This window comes from Bythopirellula polymerisocia, assembly GCF_007860015.1.
GTDB classification, from domain to species: Bacteria; Planctomycetota; Planctomycetia; order Pirellulales; family Lacipirellulaceae; genus Bythopirellula; species Bythopirellula polymerisocia.
In genome coordinates this window covers 676,939-702,690 of record NZ_SJPS01000002.1, presented here as the reverse complement: position 1 = coordinate 702,690, position 25,752 = coordinate 676,939, and the positions used below count along the sequence as shown (strand labels likewise).

The window sequence follows — 25,752 nt, the reverse complement described above, 5'->3', positions numbered from 1 at the left end:
ATATTCAATAAATCATTGATTTGATCCCAAAGGTGTTGGATAATTGCGCTATGGAACTAACAGGACGAATACATAACGGCGTGGTGGTCTTTGATAATGGCACGTCTCTGCCTGAAGGCTTGCCTGTCGTCGTCTCAATACCCCAAGCCGCGGACAAGTCACCTAAGAAGTCCGGCCGAATTGAGTTTCCGTTGTTTCGGTCTCAAAAACCGGGAAGCCTGCAATTGACAAACGAGCGAGTCGCCGAGATCTTGAGCGAGGAAGATGCATCTCCCTTACGTTAATCTATGGCTGGCACTCATTTTTGATACGCATTTTCACCATTCGTCTGCCAAAGAGTGGTTTGACAATGTTGCTGCTGGCACCTGCAATTTCTGTCGCATGACGCAGCAAGGGTTCTTCCGCTTGGTTACGAATCCAAGCGTTTTGAATGACGAAACACTTACCCTACGCGAAGCATGGGACACTTGGGACAGGATGTTATCAGACCCAAGAATTGGTTTCGTTGGGGAACCAGAGAATATCGAATCGCAATGGCGAAATTTTACGGAGAGGGATTCTTTTTCAAACAAGGTATGGAGTGATGCCTATCTAGCCGCTCTTGCTAAAGCGGCCGACATGGAGTTGGTCACTTTTGATAGAAGTTTTGCACAGTACGAAGGCCTGAATTGTAATATCCTATCTTGAGAAGCTTGAACCGCTACTCATAAAACGCAGCGGCGGCGAAGCTTACGCAAGAAGTGCCGTCGGGGGCTACGGCCTGATCGTATTTCAGGAGTTCGCCCCGCTCGGGTTCGATGGTCTTGAGCATCGTGTACATGGGGGCGAGGCCGCAGATGCGGTTGGCGTCTTCTTGTTTGGCTACATGCATGAACCAGGCATCTGCATCGCCTACGCAGGCTTTGGCCAACAGTTGCTGATCGTCGGTCCATTGGTCTTTGAGACGCTCTTCTGCGAGCAACTCTTCATCGCCAAATTGCTGGCCGATGTGGGCCATGTCAACGCCGGCAACGACGCACACTTCTTCTCCATAGGTACGAATTGATTCTCGTAATCCATCGATGAATTCTGCGACTACTGGAGATTCATCGGGCATGCGGCCATGCTCGACAAAGGGGTGGAACGATCCCACGAGAATGGGGACGACGCGAAAATCGCGACGACCTCCCAGGATGAATTGCAGCATGAGCGTCTGGAATTCGATCGAATGTTCGTGGCGGTGCGGGAGTTCATCCTGGAAAACACCGGAATAATTTTTTCCGAGTTGAATGGCCAACGCGTCGATGAATTTGCGGTCGGTCGGCACGGTACCCAATGGGGTCTCGTAATCTTTGCGTGAGACACTGTAAAAACTTTGGAGTGGAGTGTGTGCGGTGCCTAGAATGACAAAGAGTTTGGCCTGGGATTCGGTGACGATGCGATCGTAGGCCCAAGCGAACGCCGGCCCGCCACGATGGAAATCGATGTGAGGACTCATCACTCCGCAGAGTTTGCTTTGCGAAAAGGTTCCATTCTCGCCGTTAACATTTCCCTCCCATGGAAGCAGGCCAGGTCCCCCTTCGCAGGTGAACAAATCACTGAGCTGCTGGCGAAGCCCATCGGGGTCGCCATGATACGCCCCGCCGGCGTGGGCGGCAGGTCGCACTGGGAGAGCGAGGTAGTCTGCCAATTGGGCCTGTTGAAAAGCGGCAAAACTTTCGCTGTCCAGAAAGTGATTTTCGTCTAGTTGGGCTACGAAGTTTTCGATTTCGATGAGTGGAATCGACTGCCCAACGGTCTGTTGAAATTCTGTGCGAATGTCACCCAAGGTCCGCTGGCCATTCATGAGCGAAACAAGAATAGCCGCGTAGGGAGGAAGGACGACCGTACCCGCCAGACCATGAGGATCGCGGAGCACGTAATGGCCCTCAGCGGGATCACCATGCGGCATCATCTCCAGGGGGCGGACTCGCGGGTTGGTGGGGATACTCATTGTAGCTCCCGGGATCTACTCACCGATGATTTTAACCAAAATGCGCTTGCGGCGCTTACCGTCAAATTCATAGTAGAAGATGTGCTCCCAGGGGCCAAGATGAAGTTTGCCCGCGGTGATGGCGACGACAACTTCGCGGCCCATGATTTGCCGCTTGTGGTGGGCATCGGCGTTGTCTTCTCCGGTGCGATTGTGGTGGTATCGCTTGGATGACGGATCGAAGGGGGCCAATTCCTCGAGCCACTTCTCGTAGTCGCGGTGCAGGCCCGGCTCATTGTCGTTGATGAAGACACTTGCGGTGATGTGCATGGCGTTGACTAGCACCAGCCCGTCCTGGACATCGCTTTGAGTAACCAGTCGCTCGACCTCATTGTGGATGGAGACGATCTGCCGGCGCTCGGGCACGTTCATCCACAATTCCTCCGTCAGACACTTCATGATTGATCCTCCCCGGTGAGAACTTTCCCAGCAATGGCACGTATCTCGTCCTGAATCAACTCGATGGAACGATCTGCGTTGATCACATGGACCGAGTTTCCTGTCAGGCCTGCTTCGGTAAGAAAACCTTCGCGCAACTTCTGGCGGTAGGAGTCGCCCCGCTGCTCCATGCGGTCGAGGTCTTCGCCCATTCGCGATCGTGCAGCCAGCGGATCCATGTCCAGCAGGAAAACACAGTCAGGTTTTAGCGAAGCCGTGGCAATCTGTCCCACTTGGCGTACCGCTTCCACATCGAGTCCACCGGCGTATCCTTGATACACGATGTTTGCCAAAAGATAGCGATCAGAAACGACAGCTTTCCCGGAATCCAGAGCAGGTCGAATCACCTCTTCAACCAACTGAGCCCGGGCCGCCATGTAAATCAGCATTTCGCTTATTGGCGCAATCGAAGTCTTTTCGTCGCTGTGTAGCACGATCTCGCGCAGTCGTTCCCCCAGAGGGGTACTACCAGGGTCTCGACAGGAGACGACTTCATGCCCCTCGTCGACGAGCCATTGCTGAAAGAGCTGCATTTGGGTCGACTTGCCGACCCCGTCTATGCCGTCGAAGGAAAAAAACATATCACGAGAATGCTGGGTGACTTGGGGAAACCTTTGTTGTACACCAGCAGGGTGCAAAACGGGTAGTCCCTTGAGCCGCGAGCTTGTTTCCACACCCCCGTCGAGCACCTATCACCTGGCCAGATATGGAGTTGCTCGTCCCAGCTACGGAGACACTACCGAGTTAGCAGTACCCGACGATTCTAGCCTGAAGGGATTATCGATCGGTTCGCTCGGCGGCAAGCCTCTCGTGTTGGAATCAATCCACTGTGTAAACTCTTGGCGATTTGGATTGCGGAACGGATTAGCTGCTGGAGCCGTCGAAGGTGGCATTGAGAGGATTTCAGAACCTTCTGGAACGCTGTTTGTGTAGCCTACTGGTGCAAGCGGAGTTGACGGTACTTCTGTGGGCAAAGGTGTGAACTTTGTACCAAGACCATCCTCTGTGGTTGGAAACATGGCCAGATCGACTCCGGATTCCAATGGTTCAATGACACCACCAGCAGGATCAATTGGTTCGGGCAGCGGCATTGACTCCTCACCTTGCACTCCTTCTTGTTCGGGAGCTAAAGTTGGACTCTCGATCACTTCGAAGTTCTTGCCGTCGATCGATTGGAACTGACCCGCGTGTTGCTCGGTCGGACCCTGGCTGATCACGCGTGGTCTGGTGTAGCCATAGTTGATAAATGTGCTGGCATCCCTTTGTCGAGCAAGGCGCAGGGCATCAAAATATGCCTTGCCGGGCCACGGTCCTTCGGCCAAGTACACGGAGTTGTATTCAAGGAGTGAGCCTTTGCGGTAGTGAACTCGCATGATGGCGCGATTGTAGTCGACCAGCGAACGGTAGTAAGCTGACTCTGCTTCAGCCTGTCGGCGCTGGGCATCAAGCAAGAGATCGATCCGTTCGCGGCCCGCTTCGTAGACTGTGCGAAGGGCATTCACTTCGTCCTGGCTCGCTACACGGCTGTTGAAATTCGTTTGGGTGTTTTGGAAGTTGAAATCAAGGTCTCTTATTGCATCGGTCAACTGATGAGCGACGGTAAGTTCTAGGTCTTCGAGCACCGCACGTTCCCGGGCCAGTAAGAGTTGATGATGACGAACACCAGCCAATGCACGTCGGAAGCCGATTGGCATCGTGAACTGCAGGCCTAGCTGCCATTCTTGAAAACGACCGCTGGTGAGTACGTCGAAGGCGTTCGAACCATCGCCAAAGATCGGCCCTCCGACACTTTGCGAATCCAAGAGTTCATCACCGGCACCTAACCAGCGATAGGTACCTGTGGCATCGAGACGCGGCATAAGATTGTTCTTCGTGGCCACAAGTTCCAGCTCACGTCGTTTAATCTGCCATTTCTGGTTGCGTAGCTCTGCACGTCTGGCTAGGGCTTCACAAAGTACTGTGTTCCAATCAAATTCGATTTTGGCAATCGTGGGTTCATCGGCTGGTCGGATCAAGCGATTGTCTGTGGGGGTGAGTCCCATTTTGTAGCGAAGTCGATTTTCGACTCGGTAGAGGTTGGTAAGTGCTGCCTGCACTTGAGCCTGAAACCGGAAGAATTGAGATCGGGCTTGGGCTTCTTTGTCTGCCTCGCCGCCCTGGGTACCGACTCCCTTGAGGGCTTGCACTTTCCGCCATGTTTCCAACGCACTGTCGCGGCCAATCTTGCGGGCATCGAGATCGCGGTAGGCGAAATACAATTCCCAGTAGACGTCTTCCACTTCGAGCATCATGTCGCGGACTCCTTCTTCGAAGTCCACTAATGCAACGTCCTGACGAATTCGCGAAATGATTACGCCGTCAATTTGGTTCGCTCCACCGGCGGCGGCTTGCTGGAACGAATTGAAGCCAGCGATGCGATTGTATTGTGTTCCCGCACCTTGTAGGAAAGGTTGATTAAAGGACGCCTCAAAGTTGGTAAACCAGTCGCTCGGTTGGATGCGACTTCCATTGTTATTTTGATCGTAGAAGTAGTTGTTGCGGAAGCTGAAAGTGCTACCGTTGGCCGTGTTCTTGGTGATTCCCAGGGTACCGGTGCCTAGATCTTGTTTGAACAAGGGTGCGAAGAAACCAGGCAGGTTGGCCACGCCGAAGTTCTGAGGGCGATCATTTTTATTCCAAGTGATGCTACTATCAAGCGTCGCATCGAACTCCGACAATGCTGCCTCGACGCCTGTTCCGCTAAACGGGCTGCCCGTTCCGGTACCGTTGCCGGTTTCCACGATCGCAGGGTCATAGACGGTTAAGGCATTCGCGGCGTTTTGAACGAGGATCTCTGGGGTCGAGAGGGCAATGTTGCTGCCGCTATCAGTGATTCGTCCACCAAGTGATCGCATTACCTTGCTATTGGTCAGTGTGATGCGTGTGACATCTTCGAGTGTCAGTTCCCAGATGTCGAAGTTTTCTGAATTGCTGAGCGTTAGCGGTGCTTGAGTACCTGTGACTTCATCAATCGGACATGCATCCACGTCGGGGTATTCAAGCTCGGTTGCCACATCGAGATAGTGCGAAAGATCGCCGGTGCCAAACACCTTGCCATCTTCGGCGAAGAAGTAGGGTTGTGTCGGGTGGCACCCTGGGAGGAGTGTCAACACACAGAGCCCTAGCGATAATGTCGCTCGGATTTGCCGGTTCATGATGCAGATTTCCTGGATTCAACCCTTGAGCCGCCAAAAGAGTGGCTGTCAGTTTGAATCTCCTGGGGGAGTTCATATCCTATTGCTTACGCTGCTAGCGGGTGCCGAAGCACATTCGCCTTCCTTCACCGAGCCCCCCCGGGCCCGACTTCCCTTGCTAGCACGTCATGGTCCCGTAAATACGGTGCGCGCAGCCGCTAGGAAAGTCGTTACAACCGTTATCGTCGACCCAATCGTCAAACTTTGACATTCCTAGGAACTTTGGCTGATGGTTCCTGCTACCGCTGATAGCGGTAGGCAATCCCAGACCAAAGTGTTGACCATGCTTGGATGCCTAGAGCCTAGGGCTGAGCGCTAAACGTTCATGCCGGAGAATCCGGCGAGAGTTGAGAGGGAAACATCTTGCCCCAGGTCGCTGGAACGCTCGGTAAGCTGCCCAGCGGCTATGAACCGGTCGAATTCGATAGCAACTGCTTGTTCAACCCGATTTTTTAGCCAGTCTTCGACTTCGGGCGGAATACCACCGCAAGTATCGCTAGCAAGCTTTGATTCCAAATCGACTTGCTCAGTTAGCAGATCGCTAGCATCTGTGCGGACGATTCCATCGAATTCAAAGCGGATCATTCCTTCGATTTCGCTGTTTGCCAACCGAAACACGCAACGGGCGTTGTAGAGAAAATAAGTCCGAGCAGGACCAAATCGCTCCATAGCAGCCGCAAGCAATTCATGCCGACGACGAAACTCAGGAGGGGCGTCCAAAGGCGCATCGAGCCTGCTTATGGACCGCAGAGGCAAGCAATCAAACGCGATATCAACCACCGGCTCGATCATGGCCATGAAGAATGCTCCTTCTGAGTCCGACCATTAACATAAGAATTGAATCTACGGCAGGTGATAGCCGATCGTCAACCAACCATTGTCACAATCGAGTTGGGCCAGCTGCAAGGTCAGCTGATTACCGTCATTTTGCTGCGGCAGCTTGATCGCAGGAATGGGAATCTCTGCAGGAAAGCCTTGTCCTTCGGCTGCCCGCTTGTTGAGATTCTTGGCGAGGTTACTCCTCAAGCCGACCTGTTCGCCGGTCAGTTTGTCATCCCAGCGGGGATCAAATCCGGTTGGAAAGGCTTCGATGTCCCCCTCGCGTTTTAGCAGGACCTCGTTGCCATCCTGGATGACTTTGTAGGTGACGATAAAATCCCAATTTTTGAGGGGTTCATCTTCCTTGACTTCGCTGGCTTGCAATTCCGCCAGTCGCATCCGCAGGGTCAGCTTTTGATCTTCGAAACTCACGCTGGCAGGATGCTCCGTGTTAAACTTAAAATACCAGGGACGGAAAGGCATCGATTTCTTTTCAGGCTCCGCCACGAGTTCAGGAGCAATCTCAGCGGCAGCCGATTGTACGTTCTCAGCAATTTCTTGAGGCGATTTCTCTGACAACTCTTTGAGCCAAGGGGGAACATCCCCTTCTAGTTTTGGACGTTCGTCTTCTCGCTCTTGTCGAAGTACTGCCCCAGCAAGAACGACCGGCAAAAAGTTATTAACAGCCGTCTCATGTAGCTGAACGGTCACGTCGTTGTCGGCAAGTTTGCCGGGAGGTAGAGCGTCTGTGGTAATCTGCTTGTGCGAAGCCAGGACAGCTTGGGTGTGGATGGCGTTGCTATTCGAAGAAAGGTGAATCGCCTCGGTCAGAAGCCCCACCCGAGTCAGGGGAGCCCGAAGTTTTCCTTCGTAATTTACTCGTCCGTTGGATAGTGCCTCCACAACCTGCTGATTAAAACTATCTGCGATTTTCTGTTCGGCGTGGCGAGCGGCAATCCATTCGCTTTGCGATTTCTTTTCATACACTTTTTTCCAAGCAATTTTCTCCACCAGACGCTTACCAAATCTCCCACCCGTCTTCTGGACCGAACGTATGTGGGTATGAGTCCGCGCGCTCACCTGGGGACCCATAGTGGTGAATTGATCGTCGCTGATGTATAGCCGCTTGGATGCAGTGTAGTTCGTTGTGCCTGAGCTGCTGACTCGCACGGGTTTCTTGAAAGCTTGAGTTTGAGAATTGATAACACCAGCGAGATGGATATCCATCTCGATGCGGTTGGAAGATTCCAAGGGATAAAATCGTACCAAGCCACTGGTAATAGCTGTTCCACGAACCGTGGCACCAAGAATACAATCGCGCACCGGCCGCATTTGGCATACGGGAGCAGCGAGTTGGTTTAGTGCACTGGTTGACACGTCGGCCCACACATTCGGGCGTGAATAGGCCTCGTGAACCGCTTGCACCACCTGCGGCGAATCACCCAAGAGTCCAACTGTTCCCAAGGCTTGGCCGACTTGGCGAGTTGTTTCCATTGTCGGAGCTTCTTTGTGGCGGCGGAGCTGCTCAGCAAATGACTTCATGTACGAATCATAGATCGGAGCTGTATCTCTGCGAGCTGCCAAAGCATTCCAAAACGCTACCTCTTGGTAGCGATCCAATGCGGCGGCAGTGCGAGTGAAAACAGGTAGCTCTAGACCAGGATGATTGGCCCGAAAACGGCGGAGGACCGTCTTGAGGTTCTCCAGTGAATCGCGGTCAATCTTCGCGCCTTCTTGGAGTTGAGGGGTGAGTAAATCCCACTTGAGATAGCGTTTCCAGTTCTTGGAAAGGTTTGATCCAGGCACCAAGGCCCTTTCCAAGGCCGCTGAACTATTAATGAGTTCCTGTCGAGTTGGTTCAAACCGGTCATTATCAAACGTGCGATGATCCTGGGATGCAGCGGCTGCAAGTCCCGAAAGGTCTGTTGAATGCTCCTCGGCTTTCTCAATTTCGCTCCAAGCAGGATTTGCAAATAAAAGAAATCCGAGAATTAGAAGATGCGTACCGAGATAAGATCTACGAAGTAAAATTTGCCGCACGACGTGTTCCTCCTAGAACGCGATTCCAGTTTTCCCGTAGTTGGGCATTCTCCTACCAGAGTTGCCTGGCCCACCCTGAGCCTCGCCGCAAACCGAATCGCCGTGATTACCCAACAAGTATAATGCACCCAACTTAGCTGGCCTACGCCGATTATCCAGATAGGTCGGATATTTTGAATAGGTAATCCGGATTGTGCAATCAAAAAGGGAGCTGGTAGATCTACGCCCAGAGGGGAAGATACGCCATTTCGGGAGGAGTCGATCAGCGACCTTCGCGGAGTGTATTAAAGTACTCCTCGGCGTGTTCCCGGCGAGATTTTGGGAGCTGTTCCACGACTTGAGGGTCCGCAAGTGTGCTTCCCACAGAGGCCATCTCTTCTTTGATTGCCTCGGCGACATTCCCGCGCATGTTTGGTCCGTCCGCTTCGCCGGCCAGCACGGCCGCCCCGCGGCCAGGGTTCTGTCTCACGCGGGAATCACGGAAATTCACGTCGTTCTTTTCATCGGGTCGGGGACCAAAGCCGCGGCCCGCTCCCATGCCATTTCCGGCCTTTTCACTAAATTGATTGGAAAACATGTTGCCCTGGCAAGTGGCACACCCCATACCCTGGCACTCGCTACAAGCCATCGCGTCCTTGGCCATTTGCAACTGGTCCATCGCCGCGGTGAGCATTTCGCCTTCTTGCATCTGCTGTTCTAGCTGCTCCATTTGTTCCATCATATCGCTCATCGCTTGGGCAGCCTTGCCGTTGTCACCTTTTTTCATGGCATCTTGCAGAGCACCCATTTGCGATCCAAGTTGGCCCAGCTTGTCGTTCAGGTTCTTTTGTTTTTGCATCTGTTCGAGTTTCTGTTGTAACTCGCCTGCTTCAGCCAGGTTCCCATCTTTCTGCTGCTTCTCGATTTGTTTCTTTAGGTCTTCCATTGCTTGCTCCTGTGCTGCAGCAGCCTCGGCAAGTTTCTCTTGCATTTGTTTCATCTGCTCCATCAGTGCCTTCTTAGCCTCTTCATCAAGCTTCCCTTGGGCGAGTTGCTTTTTCAGTTTTTCGAGTTCCTGACTTGCCTGTTGCCAGTTTCCTTGTTTCATCGCCTCGGCCATTTTATCTGCAGGGCCCTGATTAAGATTGTTCAGCTTTGCCAACTGTTTCCGCAGCTCTTTGTCCCCGCCGAGTTGGTCGCGGCGCTCGGCAAGTTCCTTTGCCAGATCGTTGAGCTTGACGAGTGTCTTTTTGCGATCAGCATCTTTTGCCTTCGCAAGTTTTTCAGTTTCCTTTTCTAGTTGGCCAAACAGTCCCTCGGCTTCTTTAAGCCCCTTCTCGGCAGCCAGCTTGCGTTTCTCTACCAAGCGCTCGCGGAGGGTCTTGCTTACGTTTTCCCGTTGTTGTTTTGCCTGAATGGCGGCATGCGGATCAGCACTACTTAGAGCCACTTGATTTCCGAAGAAACTGACGACAAAGAAAGCCAGGCAAGTTGTTAGCAATGGCAACCAGCGCTTGCGCGGAATCTGAATCCCAAATTGCGACGTGACCTCTAAGCGGTGAACCGCTCTGGCCGCATCGGCCAACAGGGCCTGGCCAGCAGGAGACTCGGCATCATTGCTTGACAATGCCAAACTGCTTGATACTCGTTCGCGCAAATTGAAGCGACTGTCTATCTCCACGGCGGCATCGAGCTCACTCAAGCCATCGACTAGTGACCAAACCAGCGCCGATAAAAATCCCAAGCCAAGGCCTGCCAAAGCACACCAAAGTGACCATCTGGTTGGGAGGTTTTCGATCGCTACAAACTTTGGCACAGCAATAGCCACAAGGGCCAGTGTCAGAGCCACGAAGCAACTTGTGACGAGACGGTTTAGGAACAGCTCGAACCAAAGTCGCCGACGAGCCCGTGAAACTTGGGTAAGTATCTGGTCCATGAGGGTTGCTCCTGGCTTATAAATGCGGTTGAGTTAGAATGATGAGAGCATTCCTATTTTATCGCTATGCGGTTGCCAAGTCACGCCAGTAAAGTTAATTCGCCGCCCAGGGAATGCAATCCCTGGGCGTTAAGTCCCTTTGAGCTGAAAAATGGCTGAAACGCAACTTCCCACCCCAGATGAGCGACCTGACGCCGACGTTGTGGTTTACGACGGTGATTGCCGGATTTGTACGGCACAAGTGAAAAAGCTTCCCTGGTGGGATTGCCAAGGAAAGCTTGCTTATTTGTCGCTGCACGATCCCCAGGTGCAGGCCCGTTGGCCCGATCTCACGCACGAACGCTTGATGCAGGAAATGTGTATCGTCGACCACAATGGCAATAGACATTGGGGACCTGAAGCAGTGCGATATCTCACTCTCAGACTACGACGACTCTGGTGGGCATCTCCACCGTTGCATTTTCCAGGCAGCATGCTCATCTGGCGGCCCATATACCGCTGGATCGCGAAGAACCGCTATCGGCTCAGCGGATCAAGTTGTGAAGACGGTAAGTGCAGTTTGCACCGCTGAGAGTTTATGAATTCGTTATTCAAATCCATGTTCTTTGGCAGGAAACTCACCTCCTCTTACATCATCGCGGTAGTTGCGAACGGCATCCGTAATGGTTGTGCGCAAGTCGGCGTATTCCTTCACAAACTTTGGCACACGACCGCTGGTTAGGCCCAGCACATCGTGTAGCACTAGTACCTGGCCATCACATCCTGGGCCGGCGCCGATGCCGATGGTGGGAATTGAAATCTTCTCCGTGATCTGGCGGGCAATTTCTGTGGGGATACACTCAAGGACCAAGGAAAACGCCCCTGCCTCGGTTGCCGCACGAGAATCGTGGAGCAGGGCCGCAGCGTCGCGCTGGACTCGGTACCCACCCAATTGATGCACGCTCTGCGGGCGCAGGCCACAGTGGGCCATCACGGGGATGCCGGCTGAGACGAGAGCATGAATTGTATCAGCTTGGTCGGCGCCTCCTTCGAGTTTAACCGCCTGGCAGCGGGTCTCCTTCAGGATGCGACCCGCGTTTTCGATTGCCTTGTGTTTGCCGAGGTGATAACTGGGAAACGGCATATCGACGATGACCAAGGCATGGTTGACGGCCCGACCAACCATCTCGGCATGGTAGATCATTTCATCGAGAGTGACCGGCAGTGTATTGTCGTGCCCCTGGACTACCATCGACATGCTGTCGCCGACTAGAACTGCCTCGACTCCTGCCGCATCAACTAATTGGGCGAACGGGTAGTCGTAGGCCGTAACCATGGTAATCTTCTGGCCGCTCCCTTTGAGTGAAGCAAATCCAGGGACAGTGATGCGTTCGGAATGCCCGGTTGATTTTTCGTGTTTTGCCATAGTTTGAGGCTAGCCGACGGGAACAGAAGAAAAAAGGGGTGGGCAAGAACTGTAGAACTTGTTGTATGTCAAAATACCCCGGAGGGGGTTCGCTCCTGATATCAATTTCGTGTATCATTTAGCATAATTAATTCATCCTTCAGAGTTTCCAAGTTTCCAACTTCTATACGCTCGAATATTTATGCCTGCTCTTAAGACTGTAACCCTTGGCTGCAAGGTCAATCAATACGAGACCGAGTTCCTACGTGAAGGGCTCCTGGGTATTGGCTACCAGGATGCCGTTGGCGGGAATCCTGCTGACTTGTGTGTTGTGAACACCTGCACGGTGACTTCGGAAGGGGATTCCAAGAGTAGGCAAATAATCCGCCGGTTGGCAAGGGAAAATCCTGCGAGCAAGATCGTCGTCATGGGTTGCTATGCGACCCGCGCCCCGGAAGAGGTCGCTCGGCTGCCAAATGTGACCGAGGTACTCACCGACAAGCGCGAGCTAGGAGATTTGTTAGGCCGGTTTGGCGTGACCGATGTGCCGACAGGGATTTCTGGCTTTGGTCGTCGGCATCGGGCTTATGTCAAAGTCCAAGACGGCTGCCTGCTAAGGTGCAGCTTTTGTATCATTCCCATGGTGAGACCCGAGCTCGCCAGTCGTCCCATGCTACATATTCTTACTGAGGTGCGGCGCCTTGTCGCGAACGGTTATCGTGAAGTTGTGCTCACCGGCATTCATCTGGGACACTATGGTGTCGATTGGAATCGCCACCAACCCAAAGAGAATTGGACACGGCTCTCGCACTTGGTACGAGCCATTGCCGAGCTGCCGGGCGACTTTCGTGTTCGGCTATCCAGCATCGAGGCGACCGAAGTGACACGCGAGTTGATCGAGGTGATGGCCGAACATCCCGAAAAGATTTGCCCGCATCTGCATATTTCAATGCAAAGCGGCAGCGACAGCGTTCTTCGCCGCATGCGTCGCCGCTGGGGAAGCCGACGATTTATTGATCGCTGCCAGTTGCTCCAAGAACGGCTAGACCAGCCGGCGATCACTACGGACATTATTGTGGGATTTCCTGGCGAGACCGATCGCGAATTTGAGGAGACCTGTGAGACAGCCCGACAAGTTGGATTCTCGAAGATCCATATTTTTCCTTTCAGTGCCCGTCGAGGTACCCCCGCCGCCGAGATGCCTGAGCAACTTTCCAAGAGCGTCAAGCACGAACGAATGCAGGAATTAACGCGCGTCGAAGCGGAATTACGTGATCGCTATTTTTCCAGCCTGGAAGGCCGAAAACTTCGCGTCTTGGTTGAATCCGAATTGGAAGAAAAGCCTGGTTACTATGTAGGAACCTCTTGTCGTTATGCGCCTGTGGCGGTGCCGAGTGGGGCGGCCTCCTCCGGAGAATTTTTGGATGTCATCGCTGGCTCACATGGCGAAGGCCGAATTGTCGCGGAATAAGCCAATTAAGAAAGTAGTGCGGCAGCCTCGTTACATAAACTTTTCGCCTCGGCTGCCATGGGTGCCTCAGCAATTATTCTCACGATTGGCTCTGTGTTGCTCGCGCGGATGAGCAGCCATTTGTCAGGCCAGTCGAGTCGCAAACCATCTAAGCGATCCCCCTTGGCATCTGCAAAATGGTTTTCGAGTTTATAAAAGGACTCTGCTACCCGTTCTCCTGGTAGAGTAACCTTGGATTTACAGATTGCGTATTGTGGCAGTTCATCAGCCAACGCACTGATGGGCATTTCTCTTGCCGCCATGGCGTCTAGAAGGTACCCCATGCCAACAAAACTGTCTCGGACCAATCCGACACGAGGGTCGATCACTCCGCCATTTCCTTCTCCTCCCAGCACAGCTTCTGATTCGATCATTTTGTCGACCACGTTGGCCTCTCCTACCATCGAGCGAATGAATGGCACGCCGTACTTCTCGGCCAAATCCTGCGTCATGCGGCTCGTCGAGCAATTGGTAATGATTGCGCCCGGAGTTCGACGCAGGACATGATCAGCAACCATGGCGAGAGTGAACTCTTCGCCGACATAGCGGCCCAGTTCGTCGATCACTGCCAGCCGATCCGCATCGGGGTCCTGACAGAATCCGATTGCCGCACTCTGATTTCGCACCTCGCTCAGCACGGAGGAGAGATTCTCGCAGGTCGGTTCGGGAGGGTGGGCGAACAGACCATCGGGCGTGCCTCCCAACATCGTGACCTCGCAGCCCAGTGCTTCCAGTAGCGGCAGGGCGAGGACGCTTCCTGATCCGTGGTTGGCGTCAACCAGCACACGAAACTGGCGAGCGCGGATCCGCTCGACATCGCAGATCGCTAGCACCAACTCCAAGTGGGCGGAAGTCGTGTCTTCGATGGAACTCGCAACGCCAAGTTGATCGAACATCTTCCAGGGTGTCTGTCCTGATTGAAATCGGTCCAGAACTCGTTGACCTGCAGCGGAGGGGATAACGCGACCCTTGGCATCAAACAGTTTTAGTCCGTTGTATTCCGGTGGATTGTGACTTGCCGAGATTTGGATCCCCCCGACGGCATCGTGATGACGGACTAGCACGCCAGTAGTTGGTGTGGCAGCGACTCCTCCATCGAGACAGTCTCGTCCCGCTGCCAACAGCGCTGATTGTACTGCGGAAGCGACCATCGGCCCGGTATGCCGACCATCACTCGTGACAACGATCGGCCCTGGGGGCAACTCTAGGCAAAAAGCATTGACGAAACGAATGGCGATTTCGGGAGTCAGCGAATCTCCTACGACGCCGCGTAACCCCGAGACGCTAATGATTAAATCGCTCATAGGATTCCTGGGTGACCGAGCACTTGACTTACGATATTGCTAAGAATGGTAACACTATCCACGGCATTGCAAAACCGGTGCCTCTGCCCATTTGAGGGACCGACGGGCTATAATGGACGCATGGCAGATCGACAGCATCATTCGAGACGTGATTTCTTGCAGGGAAAGGCGGCTGCCGAGACTCTTGTTAATCGGGCTCAGGAATGGGCGCAAGGTTGGCTCGATTCGATGGTGGGGCCACTGGTGGATCGCATGCCGTCTGATCCCGCCATGCACGTCCGAGCGAGCCGCCGTGCAATGGCGTGTGAATTTGCTGTCCAATACCATCAGGCCGACCGCAAGGTGGCAAATGCTTTCATGGATGCCTTTGACTTGATCGAAGCCGTCGAGGATCAACTTACCATTTATCGACCAGAAAGCACTGTCATAGATATCAACAAGCAGGCGGCCAACGGCCCTGTCGAAGTCGACCCAGATTTGCTCGGCTTGCTGGAACAATGCATGTGCCTTTTTCAGGAGACCAACGGGGCTTTTGATATCACTAGCACGCCACTCTCGCGAGTGTGGGGATTTTTGAAACGTACTGGGCAGATCCCAAATGAAGAGGAACTTGCCGAGGCTCTCTCGCATGTAGATACTTCAAAGATCGAACTCAGTGGCCAAGAAAAAACTATCCAATTTCTGCAACCAGGGATCGAGATTAACTTCAACTCGATCGGCAAGGGCTACGCATTGGATCGGGTTGCCCAATTCTTGGACGAACAAGGAGCCAGCGACTATTTATGGCATGGCGGGAGTAGTAGCATCCTGGCCAGAGGATGTAATCGCGCCAGCCTCGATGAATACTGGACCATCGGACTGCGACATCCTTTGGAGCCACATCGCCATATTGCTGAATTTCATTTGCGTAATCGATCGCTCGGGACGGCTGGTGGGGCGACCCAGTATTTTGAAGCTGCGGGGAAGAAATTTGGTCACATTCTTGATCCGCGCACCGGTTGGCCAGCCGAGGGGATCTTTACAGCAACCGTGCTGGCCCCCACGGCGGCGGAAGCAGACGCCCTGGCAACTGCGTTCTATGTATCCGGTGTTGAAGGAGCGGCCGAATACTGCGCAAATCACGCGGAGGTTGGAGCCGTGTTGGTGTGTCCCAAGGAAAACCAATCGGACATCAGTATTCATGCTTTCAACCTACCACCCGAAGACTGGACTCCGAGCACGATTGGAAAAACTTGAACCCGCTCTAGTTTGTTGACGCAGCATTTGTGCGATTCCTTGGAATAGAGTCGTATGTAGCGTTCGCCTAGGAGATAAGTCGTTGCATTTTGCCTCTGGTACACTTCGGGTTACAATGATGAGCCACTGGTTTACCACCTACCCACATTCACCAACGAAAATCGAGACAGACCGAAGTGGATATCTTGATAGAAAGTGGTGGCTATGTGGGGATCGTGGTCTTCCTGCTCTTGACGGGCTGTGGACTTCCCATTCCCGAGGAAGTTCCCATCGTTTTGGCGGGGATCATCAGTTCCCAAGGGAATTTGAATCCCGTCTTGGCCCTGTTGGCCGCCATTGTGGGGGCCCTGCTCGGAGACACTGCCATGTATGCCATTGGCTATCACTTCGGTCATGGCTTGGTCATGCGACATCCCAAGCTAAGTAAATGGCTCGGTGCTCAGCGCGAAGAATATTTTGAGCAATCCATTCAGCGGCACATGTTCAAGGTGATGCTGCTGGCTCGATTCATGGTGGGAGTCCGTGGCCCCGTCTATCTTTCGGCAGGTGTGGCACGTGTTCCTTTTCGTAAGTTCATTCTCTATGACCTGATCTGTGCCACCTTAGTCGTTGGAACCTTTTTTACTCTGGCCTACTACTTCGGCAACGATATCGTGGAGCTGATTCGTGATGCGGAGGTGGGGTTCACGTTGGTCGTGCTTCTTGCGATACTCATCGCATTTCTCTGGTGGTTGCGACGGCAGCGACAACAAGTCCTTGATGAAGTACTCGTTCGCCATGCAAGTAAAAACGATCCTGTAGAGAGGACTTCTGAGGAGAAGAGCCTCAACTAATCCCACCACCAACTCTCGGCGGATGAAGGCAAATCTTTTGAGTCAATGACTGGCATTTGGTCCGGATCGGCAGTCTCCAACTTCAAAGTGCGACGGCTATCTACCCAGACTCCACCACTGATTCCGGCGATGATCTGTCGACGATTGATCATCCGATGATTAACGACCGTCTGGACTTCGCGAGGAATTCTTATGATTGGCAGTGGTAACACCTCCGAATCCTTCAGCAAGGTAGGCTGCCAAGCGGCACGTTCGAGCAGGTGCTCTTTCTCAATAATCGCTAACACCAGCGAGAGATCGAAGAGGTTCTCGAGTTCACCGTAGAGCGGATACTCCCGGCTAATCTGCGAAAAGTCCGTCGTGAAACTGGTCGCGAAACGCTCGTTGAGCACTTCAGATTGGTTCGTATGGACTCTTTCTCCGCGGGCAGCTAAGAGTTCGTTTTCACTCAAGACCTTCACACCATCTCCTGGAAACCGAAAAAATTCGTGGGCCGCATCAGTCGCCACGGGGCTATGATTCATCGTGAACCACCACCGCAACACACTCATTGCAGGGGCTGATCCATCGGGATTCAATTCCACCGTGTCGAGATAACTCTCCACACCTGGGACGCCGTTTGCCAGTCCCATGCCAATGAGCTTCATGTGATAGTCAGCGATCAAGAGGACGAGTGCCGCATGGCTGGTGGGAGCAATACCAAAGAACTCGACATCCTGGCTTCCGAGCGTGTCACGGAGCTCAGTAAGCCACTTCTTCCGCCCCCCCGGTTCAAGCGGCTCGGCCCCAGATACCTGAAGAAATGCCTGAGTCTGGGCGAGTGCTTCCTGGCGCGGCACGATCGAGCAACCAAACGGGGCTGAGACGTCGGGTCGCCGCCAGAGGGCAAGCAAGTCATCCAACCGTATGACTGCTTGACCTGTCTCAACACTGACTAGCGATTTATCCAAGCCGATTTGCCAGTCACCAGCTGGACCTGCCAGGATCAAATCCTTCGTCTCCGGATTGACGATCAGGTACTCTATGCTTTGCAATCCTGCCAGCGTGAGCATCTCGGGGGGGAGAGGCGTTCGCTCCTGCTGGTGCTGCCCGATCGCTCGCTCAAGTCGAGGTAGCGAGACAAACCGCAGCGGGGACGAAAGACGCACGTCGGCAATATCTTGGCTCGGGCGTGTATGAGTACCTTCCTGCAGCTTCGTTGATATTTTGAGCGATTCGACGAATCGCAAGATCCCCTTGGCATCGGCATAAACACCGTTGATGGCGAACGGCGAAATCTCTCCCTCGCCGGTCCCATTCTCCATCCAGGAATCATAGGCCACGGTCGACTGGATCAGATCGATCAGCGTATCGAAGTCGGCTTGGGCTGCACCACCTGCACCGCCGGTATTAATGCCCGCGGGGACTTTGGAGGGTGTGACCTGCTGGGCGAAAAGTGTCGACTCAAGGCAACATCTAAGCAGCACGCAGAAAATAAGAAATCGTGTGAACTGAAAGTGACGCATGACCCAAGTTCCTCGCTATGTTCCGCTAGACGAGATGATGGGGCGTCCCAATTTGTTCCACCCATCTGCCGAATTATCGCAGGATGGGCTTCAATTGTCCACTTGCTTGAGATACCTCTATCATCTGGGGAGCTATGATCGGCAGCGAGTGGTACCAACAAAAAAACGACCCCTTGTTCGTGAGAACAAGGGGCCGTTCAGGAGGGTTCAATCTAAGGTTGTTTAACCTTTGGTTGATGCTAACTTAGCTCAGCCTGCACATCCGCAGGAAGGCTCGCAGCCGCAGCCATTGTTGCAGCAGTCGTCTGCACAACCGCAGCTTGGCTCGCAGCAGCTATCGGCACAGCCACAGCTTGGCTCGCAGCAGCACTTGGCAGCTTTCTTGCAAGCGTGACGGGCTTTCATGCGGGCACAAAGGCCTTGACGCTTTGGCTTGCAGCAGCATGATCCGCAGCAACCGGAGTCGCAGCAGTCATCGGCACAACCGCAAGATGGCTCGCAGCAGCTATCGGCACAGCCACAGCTGGGCTCGCATCCGCAACCATTGTTGCAGCAGTCATCAGCACAACCACAGCTTGGCTCGCAGCAGCTGTCAGCACATCCGCAGGATGGCTCGCAGCAATGCTTGCGGGCTTTCTTGCATGCGTGACGGGCTTTCATACGGGCACAGAGGCCTGGCTTCTTGCAGCAGCAGCAACTTGGGGCACAGCAGCAATCATCGGCACAACCACAGCTTGGCTCACAGCATGCGTCTGCACATCCACAAGATGGCTCGCAACAGTTGTCAGCACAACCACAGCTAGGCTCGCAGCAACCACCGAACATGCCGAAGAACGCATTGGCGTTTCCAGCACAGCTCAGAACGATTGCGACGCCCAGCGTCGACAAAAGGACTTGATTCTTCATTTGGGAGGCTCCTAAAATTGAGAGGGAAACACAGTGGCCACATAGCAATCACAAAGGCCTTCGACCGCACTTACTTTCGTATTGTTGTTGTGCCAGTTCGAGAGGGGTCGCTTCTGATTGCCAGAGGCTAACGCTCCATTGGATATGAAGGCATATCGACGAGCCGTCGCAAAACCCTTGATAAGTTTCAAGAAATTGCTAGCTCGATTGGAGTTAGCAGTTCAGGGTGTTTCGTTCGTACCGGTTGCGACGGTAAACGACTAAAACACACTGCAATTTGCGACTGCTGCAATCGGCGAGAGCGTTACAACTGGACCTGTCGTTCATCTGAGTTGGAATTGAGCGTAGCCGCGTTGGCCGCCTGTTTCCCCAAACGTCACTAAATGCCATTAGTCAATGAACCCACCTGCGGCATGAGCAGCTCCGCTGAAAAGATATTGGCATCGGGTTAGCCGCCAAATGGCCACTCGTCCAGGCCAGATCGCCTATCAATTGTTACTGTTTAGAGCAGTGGGATCTCTATTCCTATTCGAGATAGAGCAGGACGGCATTATCAGTGAAAATGCAATTGACTTCCCTAGTAATTGCGATGCTGACGGTTCTGTCGGGAATAACTGGGCTCAGGAAATTCTCTTCGTTTTCTGTCTTACCTATATCTATAAAACGAATGACAGCAGGACGAAAAGTGGTCTAGGCTTTCTTAAACCCAGCTTGTATCAGTCTCACTAAGTGGACGAGATGGAGAGCCGTCCCAACGTATTGCCCTGACCAGGAGTTTTAACCATGCAAATGTCACAAACGCTGCAAAGTGTCTATTCCGTATATGGCGACGATCCAAATCTTGCCGAGTTGGTGGAGATATTTGTCAGTGAATTACCTCGGCGTGTAGAAACATTGCAATCCCACGCAGAGGTTGAGGATTGGGAATCATTCGCTCGCGTCGCACACCAAATCAATGGCAATGCGAGCAGCTATGGATTTCCCCAGCTCAGCACGCTTGCAGCGCGTATTGAATATGCATGTCGTGGATCGAATTCCACGAAAGCGATTTTGCAATCGTTAGACAACTTCATTGAATACTGCGAACAGATTCGCGCGGGCGTTCCGGGCAAGAGAATCGCTTAACGAATAGCCGCAAGTCGTAGGGCAACCAAGTAGGGTACCGGTTCGCTGCCAAGAGCATTGAGAACCGTGCCTCCGGCTGTGAAGACGTGAGTCACCCAGTCGGGTTGGCCGTAGAGTTCGAGAGCTTTGCCCCCTTCTCCGCCGCCGACATAGACGGCGATGCCTGCTTGGGTCATTCGTTGTAGCTGAGGAATGAAGTTCTTGGTGCCTGCCTCGAAACGCGGGTCTTCAAACATTCCAAACACTCCGTTGTGGAATGCGACGCCCCCATCGGGGTGAGAGGCGATAAAATCGCCGATCTTCTCTTCAAAAAGTTTGCTCGTTTTTGGGCCGATGTCAAATTGCTGCTGGCCGGGCTGTAGTTCGTCCACGACCGAACCATCTTCGATGACTGAATCCACGGGTACGACGAACTTGATCCCTTTGGCACGTCCTTCGGAGACCATACGCTTGGCCTGAGCAATCCGCTCGGCGGGGATGAAATATGGCTTGTCGGCATGGGTAGGATCCTCAGCCACACCTAGGCAACAAGGATTGCCGTCGAGTTCCCCGATTGCTTTCTTTAGCGCCATGGCTAGTGAGCCAGCGGCAAAAACGCATTCGATGCTTCCGCGGCCGATCATTGCATCGAGATCGTCTAGCTTGTCGATCTTGAGACCGCTGAAGATGACCAGTTGCGTGCCTAAGCATTTTCGCATAGGCCCTTCAAACTCTGCCGCTTCATAGAGTCCCATGGCGACACGATCCATCGCGGCCGGCAAGACCGTGCTCGAAGTATCCAGGCTGCCAGCGGAGAGTGCTTCATGGACATAGACACTCGCAATCTTCTCAGCAAACTCGTTGGAGAAATGGGTGAGTCGATCCGCATTTGAGTCAACATCAGCTGCCGATGCCTTCCAAAGGATCCGTTCGATTTCATAGCGACGGGTGTTTTCCAAGACAGTTACCGAACCTGGTTTCGCCGCGGCGATCTTGTCGCGTGCAGAGTCAGTGATGGAATCTGACTTCTCATCGATCCAGTCGCTGACCAATGGCACCTCTTGTCTCAGGAGTTCTCCTAGACGGGCAGCCACCTTTTCGAGCGAGCCTTCTGGCTTTCGACCGATGTGGCCGAAGATGACTTGTTTCCATCCACGTTCGATGCCGAACTTCAAGGTTTCGACCATGGATTGCAGTCGGATATCTCCTTCTCCGATCGTAGCCCCCGGTTTGGCATCAACATCGCCACGCACAGCTACCGCAGTACCTGCGGGGACGTCGGACAGTGATTCCAGTCGAGGGATAGCGGCGAGATAGTCCACCAGTTCCAGATTTGGCGCAGCCGACCGGCCAGCAAGCAGCGTATTGCACCACTCGATCATTGAAGCGCGAGAAACTGACATTTGGTTCTTCCTTGTTTGACGGGAAAAAGGTGGAAACTGTATGATGCGAGGAGTTCTATTGAGATCTACCTACACCCAGCAGATGAATGCACGAAAATAGGAGATTTTGTCGAGCTTAACAAGTCTCTCACAAAACGTTTCACCGAATATTTACATGGTTACAAATCTTGAAACAATCAACCCAGCCGATATCACTCATTCGGGGATCACCATCCTGAGTGCCCATCCTTGTAACCCCCTTTCCGAGAAGGAATTACTGGATCATCTCATGCACGCATTCGATGAACCACTCGACTACCCTTCGCTCTCGAATGCAACTGTCCCAGGTGATCGAGTCGCAATCGCCGTCCAGCAAGGCATACCTTGCGTCAAGCAGATCCTTGCCGGTACGCTGGCGGCACTTTCCCACGCGGGGATCGATGAGGAGAATATCACTGTTCTTGTCACCTCGCAGCATTTGCGATCCGAATTGCAGGAGGCAGCCGGAAGCCAAATTGCGGTGATTGAGCATGTTCCAAATAGCAGCGAGCAACTGGCGTTACTCGGTGTCACTGAAGCTGGTGATCCCTTGAGGCTCAATCGAGTTCTGTCTGATGCGGATCTAGTCCTATCCATCGGACCTGCCCAAGGGGAGCAATCATGCGATCGCCTGATGGCAAGGATATTGCCTACTTTCTCAGACCTAGAAACACTCGGGCGATTTCAGTCGCCTCGTAGCGGGGATACGGCTGGCAAGCGCGCCGTTCTGGCTAAGGAATCAGACACATGCGATTGGTTGCTCGGCTTGGGTCTGGCTTTGCAGGTTGTCCCTGGTCCTGAAGGAACGGTTGTGAGATGCTTTTGTGGAACTCCCTTGGCAGCGGCTAGGCGTTCTACTGAAAGCTATCGAGAAATCTGGAGGCATTCGCTTCCGAAGCGGGCAGACTTAGTTGTCGCATCGATATGCGGCGACAAATCGCAACAGAATTGGAACGCTCTGAGTCGGGCCTTATCAGCGGCGGAAGCACTGGTCGAATCCAAAGGCGCGATCGCGCTTTGCTCGGAGATTGGTTCACCGCTAGGCCCGTCATTGAGGCGAATGCTGGATGCAGCGGACTTGTCGCTCGTTGAGAAAAAGCTAAAGCGCGACCAGTTCGAGGATAGTATCTTTGCCCTCCAATTGTGCCGGGTCCTCCAGCAACATACTGTCTATCTTGCGAGTACGGTTGATCCAACGACCGTTGAAAGGTTGGGGCTGGCACCCATCGCCAATGACTCAGAACTGCGACGACTCATCAAGACCCATCGCAATTGTATTCTGTTGCATGATGCTCAATATCTGGAGGCAGCTTTTTCAGATGATGAATGATTCGAAATGTCCCCTATCATCGAGCTAATCTCTTGACCAAGGAAACTTCAACAGCTTGGGAAGACTCTTATCGCACTCTTTCGCAAGAATGTGGAGTTGTTGCGCTATCGAATTGGTCACAGGTTGATGTCACAGGCATCGACCGAGCGACATTTCTGCACAACTTTTGCACAAACGATGTTCGCCGCCTAGTGCCAGGCCAGTGCTGCGAAGCCTTTCTGCCGAATGTGAAAGGCAAGATTCAAGCACACCTATTCCTGTTTGTCGAAATGGACCGGATTTGTTTACTTTCCGTTCCAGGGCAAGCAGATCAAATCATTGCCCATTTAGGACGTCATATTATCCGCGAAGATGTCGAACTTGCTGACAGCACAGGTAAGGACACTTGGTCAATTATAGTCGGCCCCGCTGCGGAACATCTTTTCGCTTCGCTTCCCGAGGTTAAAGGCGAACTGCCAACTGAGCCATATCAACACATTACCTGTCAAATCGAAGGGAGGCAGTGCTTGGTGGCGCGTCTTCCACTACTATGGCCAGGAGGATTTGTCTTGCGCTCAGAAGGCACTGGACCAATTACCGAAATCTTTGAGCTGCCGATGATTGATACGAGTTCTCCGGCATGGACCTCTCTGCGAGTCGAATCCCAGTTTCCATTGTTCGATACCGACTTCGATGATTCCAATTTGCCTCAAGAAGTGAATCGGGACACTCAAGCGATTAGCTTTACAAAGGGTTGCTATCTGGGTCAAGAGACAGTTGCCCGCATTGACGCCCTTGGTCATGTGAACAAGAAGCTGGTCATAGTCTCACTTGATGGAGAAGCGACACCCAAATCAGGAACGAAATTGCTTCGAGGCGACCAAGAAGGTGGGACGATTACAACAAGCTGTTGGTCTCCTCGGATGTCTCGCCCCGCGGCGCTGGCGATGGTAAAGCGGGAAGCCAATCACCTGGGTAGCGAATTGAAATGCCCCGCAGGAACGGCGGTTGTTGTTGCTTCTATGTGGCGAGAGGATTGAAATTACTTCAACCGAATTCAAAAAACATTTGGCGTCTTGGCAACTGTGAAATCGCAGAATGACTCGAGCCAATTACTGAGTCGCTCAAGTCCTCTCCCATCGACCGGAACCTGCCCCAAGAGGGTAAATTGCTGCTCTGCTAGCGAACTCTTCAATTCTCTCAGTTTTCGAATTAGGTCTTTGCCTAATTGCTCTTGATCGGCGGCCGAGAATTCTCGCCTGACCATGTTTACGCTTCCCGAAGTGCGTAGCGGATCCCAGGCAACAAGTTTGCCCTGGTCTGCCTTAAGGATGTTACCGTCGAGAAATGCCCGACGAAGCTGATTCTCAGAATTAAAATGGTACACGGGGTCGGAATCGAAATAGAGGCTCAGTGCATTGCCGCTACGAAAACCGGCAAAAACTTCCACTGACCGACCCGCTTGGTCCAACTGCAATAACAGGCGAGGAACCAAGGCTGTTGCTTCGCGGAGAAGGTCTTCACGGGCTTTTGTGCGTCGGGACATGGACAGGGAGGATTGGGAGTCAGTACCCCACACTTGCAGCAGAGCTACAGGAGTTTGTCTTCGGTAACGCCACGGCGCCGCTGATAGCGACGACTTGCTCGTTTGAGAAACGCCCGTTCCTCTTCGGAAAGATTTTCGAAGCTCGATCCATGGAGTCTGGCGAGGATTGCATCCACACGTGCATCCTCGTTCGCTTCACGTTCACGACGCTTGCGATCGATGGCATCCTGTTGCTTGTCCTGGATATTCTCGACGAGCACTGCAGCATGATCTTCTTCGATCAAATCAGTAAGCCAGATTTCATCGTCCGAATCGAAGGAGTCAATCTCAAGGCCAACATCGTAATTCTTCGAGGGTAAGATGTTTCGCCCTGAAAACAGCAAGAAGACTGACGCGAGTGCGAGGGGAAACCAATTGGGCACCAAGTCACCGTTGGGGGTGTTGCCAACCAACAATGCACTTGAAATGGCAAGCAGAACCGCCGCCCCTATCGCGACATGAGAAGTCGCAGAGGTTGCCGTGCTGCGTCCAACAACAGGCCATAAGACTCCTCTCAGTATTTCGGCTCCAGCACAGGGGTCTACTGGTAAAAGGTTTATGAGGAACAAACAGCAGTTAATCCAGAGCACTAATTGACAAATTAATTTGAGCGATAGAAGACCAACTCCTGTTGCGGGATAAACAATATTTGGATCCAGAGGGCTGAAAAGCAATTGGAGTACCTTGCTATCACCATTTAATGCCAACAGGAATCCTGCGATCAACATGAAGATCACGGAGACGCTTGGTCCTATCAAACCGGTCAGAAGATGAGCAGGCGGATCAGCAGGAAGATGAATTTTGGTTAGTCCTCCAATAGGACCCAAGACCAAGGAAGTCGCATCGCCTCCCACGCGTTTGGCGGCAATCAATCGTGCGACTTCTTGGAGAGAGACACTGAAAAACAAGACCCCAATCGCCAAGCAAACCAGTCGAGCATCCACCCCGCCCAAAGTATGGGGAATAAGCAAACCATCGGTAGTGATGACGCTCTCTGATTCGATAGGGATTCCATTAAAATCCTTTGTCAGTAGCAAGGAGCTTAACACAACGATTGGCAAGAGAATATGGATGCGGACATCGAACCCAAGCCATCGTCCCACGCACAGACTCAACGGTTCGTTGGAAGGATTCATGCTGTAAATCGCAGAGATTTAGTATCTTGGGAAGAGCTTGTCGGACGCACGCAGTTGGCAAGA

Annotated in this window: 25 protein-coding genes; 11 read left to right on the top strand and 14 right to left on the bottom strand. The window is 53.0% G+C overall.

Going from position 1 to position 25,752, the window contains the following annotated elements; all coding sequences use genetic code 11:
• Window positions 1-50: 50 nt before the first annotated feature.
• Both Pla144_RS08975 and Pla144_RS08970 read left to right on the top strand, forming a co-directional pair.
• Window positions 51-284 (top strand): hypothetical protein, encoded by a 234-nt coding sequence (locus tag Pla144_RS08975; RefSeq protein ID WP_146450225.1) that lies wholly within the window; start codon window positions 51-53, stop codon window positions 282-284.
• A complete protein-coding gene (locus tag Pla144_RS08970) occupies window positions 265-687 on the top strand; it encodes a TA system VapC family ribonuclease toxin (protein WP_146450223.1) in 423 nt (140 codons plus the stop codon). Before Pla144_RS08975 ends, Pla144_RS08970 begins: the two co-directional genes overlap by 20 nt.
• A gap of 13 nt (window positions 688-700) precedes the next feature.
• On the opposite strand, the gene amrB is transcribed toward Pla144_RS08970, so the two are convergent.
• From amrB to Pla144_RS08950, 4 genes are all read right to left on the bottom strand, one after another.
• Window positions 701-1,972, bottom strand: coding sequence for an AmmeMemoRadiSam system protein B (amrB, locus tag Pla144_RS08965; protein WP_146450220.1), 1,272 nt, complete (start codon window positions 1,970-1,972; stop codon window positions 701-703).
• 15 nt (window positions 1,973-1,987) lie between these two features.
• Window positions 1,988-2,410 (bottom strand): secondary thiamine-phosphate synthase enzyme YjbQ, encoded by a 423-nt coding sequence (locus Pla144_RS08960; RefSeq protein WP_146450217.1) that lies wholly within the window; start codon window positions 2,408-2,410, stop codon window positions 1,988-1,990.
• Window positions 2,407-3,030, bottom strand: coding sequence for a dTMP kinase (tmk, locus tag Pla144_RS08955; protein WP_146450215.1), 624 nt, complete (start codon window positions 3,028-3,030; stop codon window positions 2,407-2,409). The genes Pla144_RS08960 and tmk overlap by 4 nt, the downstream gene beginning before the upstream one ends.
• A gap of 144 nt (window positions 3,031-3,174) precedes the next feature.
• On the bottom strand, window positions 3,175-5,643 hold the full coding sequence (locus Pla144_RS08950) for a TolC family protein (protein WP_146450213.1): 2,469 nt from the start codon (window positions 5,641-5,643) through the stop codon (window positions 3,175-3,177).
• Between Pla144_RS08950 and Pla144_RS08945 the strand changes: the two genes are divergently transcribed.
• Window positions 5,642-5,890, top strand: coding sequence for a hypothetical protein (locus Pla144_RS08945; RefSeq protein WP_146450210.1), 249 nt, complete (start codon window positions 5,642-5,644; stop codon window positions 5,888-5,890). The two genes, Pla144_RS08950 and Pla144_RS08945, sit on opposite strands and share 2 nt — an antisense overlap.
• Window positions 5,891-5,997: 107 nt before the next feature.
• Here the strand turns inward: Pla144_RS08945 and Pla144_RS08940 are convergent, their stop codons facing one another.
• The 3 genes from Pla144_RS08940 to Pla144_RS08930 form a co-directional block, all read right to left on the bottom strand.
• Window positions 5,998-6,480: a hypothetical protein gene (locus Pla144_RS08940; protein WP_146450208.1), complete on the bottom strand. Its 483-nt coding sequence runs from the start codon at window positions 6,478-6,480 to the stop codon at window positions 5,998-6,000.
• Between the two features lie 45 nt (window positions 6,481-6,525).
• On the bottom strand, window positions 6,526-8,541 hold the full coding sequence (locus Pla144_RS08935) for a hypothetical protein (RefSeq protein ID WP_146450205.1): 2,016 nt from the start codon (window positions 8,539-8,541) through the stop codon (window positions 6,526-6,528).
• 262 nt (window positions 8,542-8,803) lie between these two features.
• Complete coding sequence (locus Pla144_RS08930) at window positions 8,804-10,456, bottom strand: hypothetical protein (protein WP_146450203.1); 1,653 nt, start codon at window positions 10,454-10,456, stop codon at window positions 8,804-8,806.
• Between the two features lie 151 nt (window positions 10,457-10,607).
• Here Pla144_RS08930 and Pla144_RS08925 point away from each other — a divergent pair, with 151 nt between their 5' ends.
• Window positions 10,608-11,027: a thiol-disulfide oxidoreductase DCC family protein gene (locus Pla144_RS08925; protein ID WP_146450200.1), complete on the top strand. Its 420-nt coding sequence runs from the start codon at window positions 10,608-10,610 to the stop codon at window positions 11,025-11,027.
• 15 nt (window positions 11,028-11,042) lie between these two features.
• Here the strand turns inward: Pla144_RS08925 and panB are convergent, their stop codons facing one another.
• Window positions 11,043-11,861: a 3-methyl-2-oxobutanoate hydroxymethyltransferase gene (gene panB, locus Pla144_RS08920; RefSeq protein WP_146450197.1), complete on the bottom strand. Its 819-nt coding sequence runs from the start codon at window positions 11,859-11,861 to the stop codon at window positions 11,043-11,045.
• Window positions 11,862-12,042: 181 nt separating this feature from the next.
• Here panB and mtaB point away from each other — a divergent pair, with 181 nt between their 5' ends.
• A complete protein-coding gene (gene mtaB, locus Pla144_RS08915; RefSeq protein ID WP_146450195.1) occupies window positions 12,043-13,311 on the top strand; it encodes a tRNA (N(6)-L-threonylcarbamoyladenosine(37)-C(2))-methylthiotransferase MtaB in 1,269 nt (422 codons plus the stop codon).
• Window positions 13,312-13,316: 5 nt separating this feature from the next.
• Here the strand turns inward: mtaB and glmM are convergent, their stop codons facing one another.
• A complete protein-coding gene (gene glmM / locus Pla144_RS08910) occupies window positions 13,317-14,654 on the bottom strand; it encodes a phosphoglucosamine mutase (RefSeq protein WP_146450193.1) in 1,338 nt (445 codons plus the stop codon).
• A 45-nt stretch (window positions 14,655-14,699) separates the two neighbouring features.
• On the opposite strand from glmM, the gene Pla144_RS08905 reads away from it, so the two are divergent.
• On the top strand, window positions 14,700-15,890 hold the full coding sequence (locus Pla144_RS08905; protein WP_146450191.1) for an FAD:protein FMN transferase: 1,191 nt from the start codon (window positions 14,700-14,702) through the stop codon (window positions 15,888-15,890).
• Between the two features lie 176 nt (window positions 15,891-16,066).
• Window positions 16,067-16,723: a DedA family protein gene (locus tag Pla144_RS08900; RefSeq protein ID WP_197530517.1), complete on the top strand. Its 657-nt coding sequence runs from the start codon at window positions 16,067-16,069 to the stop codon at window positions 16,721-16,723.
• Here Pla144_RS08900 and Pla144_RS08895 read toward each other — a convergent pair.
• The gene (locus Pla144_RS08895) at window positions 16,720-18,228 is read right to left on the bottom strand and encodes a DUF1598 domain-containing protein (RefSeq protein ID WP_146450187.1); all 1,509 of its coding nucleotides are present in this window, start codon (window positions 18,226-18,228) and stop codon (window positions 16,720-16,722) included. The two genes, Pla144_RS08900 and Pla144_RS08895, sit on opposite strands and share 4 nt — an antisense overlap.
• Before the next feature lie 401 nt (window positions 18,229-18,629).
• Window positions 18,630-18,788, bottom strand: a complete 159-nt coding sequence (locus tag Pla144_RS24515; RefSeq protein WP_197530516.1) for a hypothetical protein — start codon at window positions 18,786-18,788, stop codon at window positions 18,630-18,632.
• A 61-nt stretch (window positions 18,789-18,849) separates the two neighbouring features.
• Here Pla144_RS24515 and Pla144_RS08890 point away from each other — a divergent pair, with 61 nt between their 5' ends.
• Window positions 18,850-19,149: a hypothetical protein gene (locus tag Pla144_RS08890; RefSeq protein WP_146450185.1), complete on the top strand. Its 300-nt coding sequence runs from the start codon at window positions 18,850-18,852 to the stop codon at window positions 19,147-19,149.
• Window positions 19,150-19,917: 768 nt separating this feature from the next.
• On the top strand, window positions 19,918-20,259 hold the full coding sequence (locus Pla144_RS08885; RefSeq protein WP_146450183.1) for an Hpt domain-containing protein: 342 nt from the start codon (window positions 19,918-19,920) through the stop codon (window positions 20,257-20,259).
• Here the strand turns inward: Pla144_RS08885 and pgk are convergent.
• A complete protein-coding gene (gene pgk / locus Pla144_RS08880; protein WP_146450180.1) occupies window positions 20,256-21,641 on the bottom strand; it encodes a phosphoglycerate kinase in 1,386 nt (461 codons plus the stop codon). The genes Pla144_RS08885 and pgk overlap by 4 nt on opposite strands.
• A 154-nt stretch (window positions 21,642-21,795) precedes the next feature.
• Between pgk and Pla144_RS08875 the strand changes: the two genes are divergently transcribed.
• Complete coding sequence (locus Pla144_RS08875; protein WP_146450178.1) at window positions 21,796-22,989, top strand: lactate racemase domain-containing protein; 1,194 nt, start codon at window positions 21,796-21,798, stop codon at window positions 22,987-22,989.
• Entirely contained in the window at window positions 22,986-24,008 is a 1,023-nt protein-coding gene (ygfZ, locus tag Pla144_RS08870) for a CAF17-like 4Fe-4S cluster assembly/insertion protein YgfZ (RefSeq protein WP_146450176.1), read from the top strand. The genes Pla144_RS08875 and ygfZ overlap by 4 nt, the downstream gene beginning before the upstream one ends.
• Before the next feature lie 17 nt (window positions 24,009-24,025).
• Here the strand turns inward: ygfZ and Pla144_RS08865 are convergent, their stop codons facing one another.
• Window positions 24,026-24,514 (bottom strand): hypothetical protein, encoded by a 489-nt coding sequence (locus Pla144_RS08865; RefSeq protein WP_146450173.1) that lies wholly within the window; start codon window positions 24,512-24,514, stop codon window positions 24,026-24,028.
• A 44-nt stretch (window positions 24,515-24,558) separates the two neighbouring features.
• Entirely contained in the window at window positions 24,559-25,689 is a 1,131-nt protein-coding gene (locus tag Pla144_RS08860) for a hypothetical protein (RefSeq protein ID WP_146450171.1), read from the bottom strand.
• Window positions 25,690-25,752 lie beyond the last annotated feature (63 nt).

Excerpts from the sequence above, each read along its gene's own strand:
- panB (WP_146450197.1), bottom strand. The coding sequence starts at position 11,861 with ATGGCAAAACACGAAAAATCAACCGGGCATTCCGAACGCATCACTGTC.
- Pla144_RS08975 (WP_146450225.1), top strand. The coding sequence starts at position 51 with ATGGAACTAACAGGACGAATACATAACGGCGTGGTGGTCTTTGATAAT.
- Pla144_RS08940 (WP_146450208.1), bottom strand. The coding sequence starts at position 6,480 with ATGGCCATGATCGAGCCGGTGGTTGATATCGCGTTTGATTGCTTGCCT.
- pgk (WP_146450180.1), bottom strand. The coding sequence starts at position 21,641 with ATGTCAGTTTCTCGCGCTTCAATGATCGAGTGGTGCAATACGCTGCTT.
- Pla144_RS08875 (WP_146450178.1), top strand. The coding sequence starts at position 21,796 with ATGGTTACAAATCTTGAAACAATCAACCCAGCCGATATCACTCATTCG.
- Pla144_RS08860 (WP_146450171.1), bottom strand. The coding sequence starts at position 25,689 with ATGAATCCTTCCAACGAACCGTTGAGTCTGTGCGTGGGACGATGGCTT.
- Pla144_RS08970 (WP_146450223.1), top strand. The coding sequence starts at position 265 with ATGCATCTCCCTTACGTTAATCTATGGCTGGCACTCATTTTTGATACG.
- Pla144_RS08930 (WP_146450203.1), bottom strand. The coding sequence starts at position 10,456 with ATGGACCAGATACTTACCCAAGTTTCACGGGCTCGTCGGCGACTTTGG.
- amrB (WP_146450220.1), bottom strand. The coding sequence starts at position 1,972 with ATGAGTATCCCCACCAACCCGCGAGTCCGCCCCCTGGAGATGATGCCG.
- Pla144_RS08890 (WP_146450185.1), top strand. The coding sequence starts at position 18,850 with ATGCTTGCGGGCTTTCTTGCATGCGTGACGGGCTTTCATACGGGCACA.
- Pla144_RS08895 (WP_146450187.1), bottom strand. The coding sequence starts at position 18,228 with ATGCGTCACTTTCAGTTCACACGATTTCTTATTTTCTGCGTGCTGCTT.
- Pla144_RS08885 (WP_146450183.1), top strand. The coding sequence starts at position 19,918 with ATGCAAATGTCACAAACGCTGCAAAGTGTCTATTCCGTATATGGCGAC.
- mtaB (WP_146450195.1), top strand. The coding sequence starts at position 12,043 with ATGCCTGCTCTTAAGACTGTAACCCTTGGCTGCAAGGTCAATCAATAC.
- glmM (WP_146450193.1), bottom strand. The coding sequence starts at position 14,654 with ATGAGCGATTTAATCATTAGCGTCTCGGGGTTACGCGGCGTCGTAGGA.
- Pla144_RS24515 (WP_197530516.1), bottom strand. The coding sequence starts at position 18,788 with ATGACTGCTGCAACAATGGTTGCGGATGCGAGCCCAGCTGTGGCTGTG.
- Pla144_RS08945 (WP_146450210.1), top strand. The coding sequence starts at position 5,642 with ATGATGCAGATTTCCTGGATTCAACCCTTGAGCCGCCAAAAGAGTGGC.
- Pla144_RS08950 (WP_146450213.1), bottom strand. The coding sequence starts at position 5,643 with ATGAACCGGCAAATCCGAGCGACATTATCGCTAGGGCTCTGTGTGTTG.
- ygfZ (WP_146450176.1), top strand. The coding sequence starts at position 22,986 with ATGATTCGAAATGTCCCCTATCATCGAGCTAATCTCTTGACCAAGGAA.
- Pla144_RS08865 (WP_146450173.1), bottom strand. The coding sequence starts at position 24,514 with ATGTCCCGACGCACAAAAGCCCGTGAAGACCTTCTCCGCGAAGCAACA.
- Pla144_RS08960 (WP_146450217.1), bottom strand. The coding sequence starts at position 2,410 with ATGAAGTGTCTGACGGAGGAATTGTGGATGAACGTGCCCGAGCGCCGG.
- Pla144_RS08905 (WP_146450191.1), top strand. The coding sequence starts at position 14,700 with ATGGTAACACTATCCACGGCATTGCAAAACCGGTGCCTCTGCCCATTT.
- Pla144_RS08925 (WP_146450200.1), top strand. The coding sequence starts at position 10,608 with ATGGCTGAAACGCAACTTCCCACCCCAGATGAGCGACCTGACGCCGAC.
- tmk (WP_146450215.1), bottom strand. The coding sequence starts at position 3,030 with ATGTTTTTTTCCTTCGACGGCATAGACGGGGTCGGCAAGTCGACCCAA.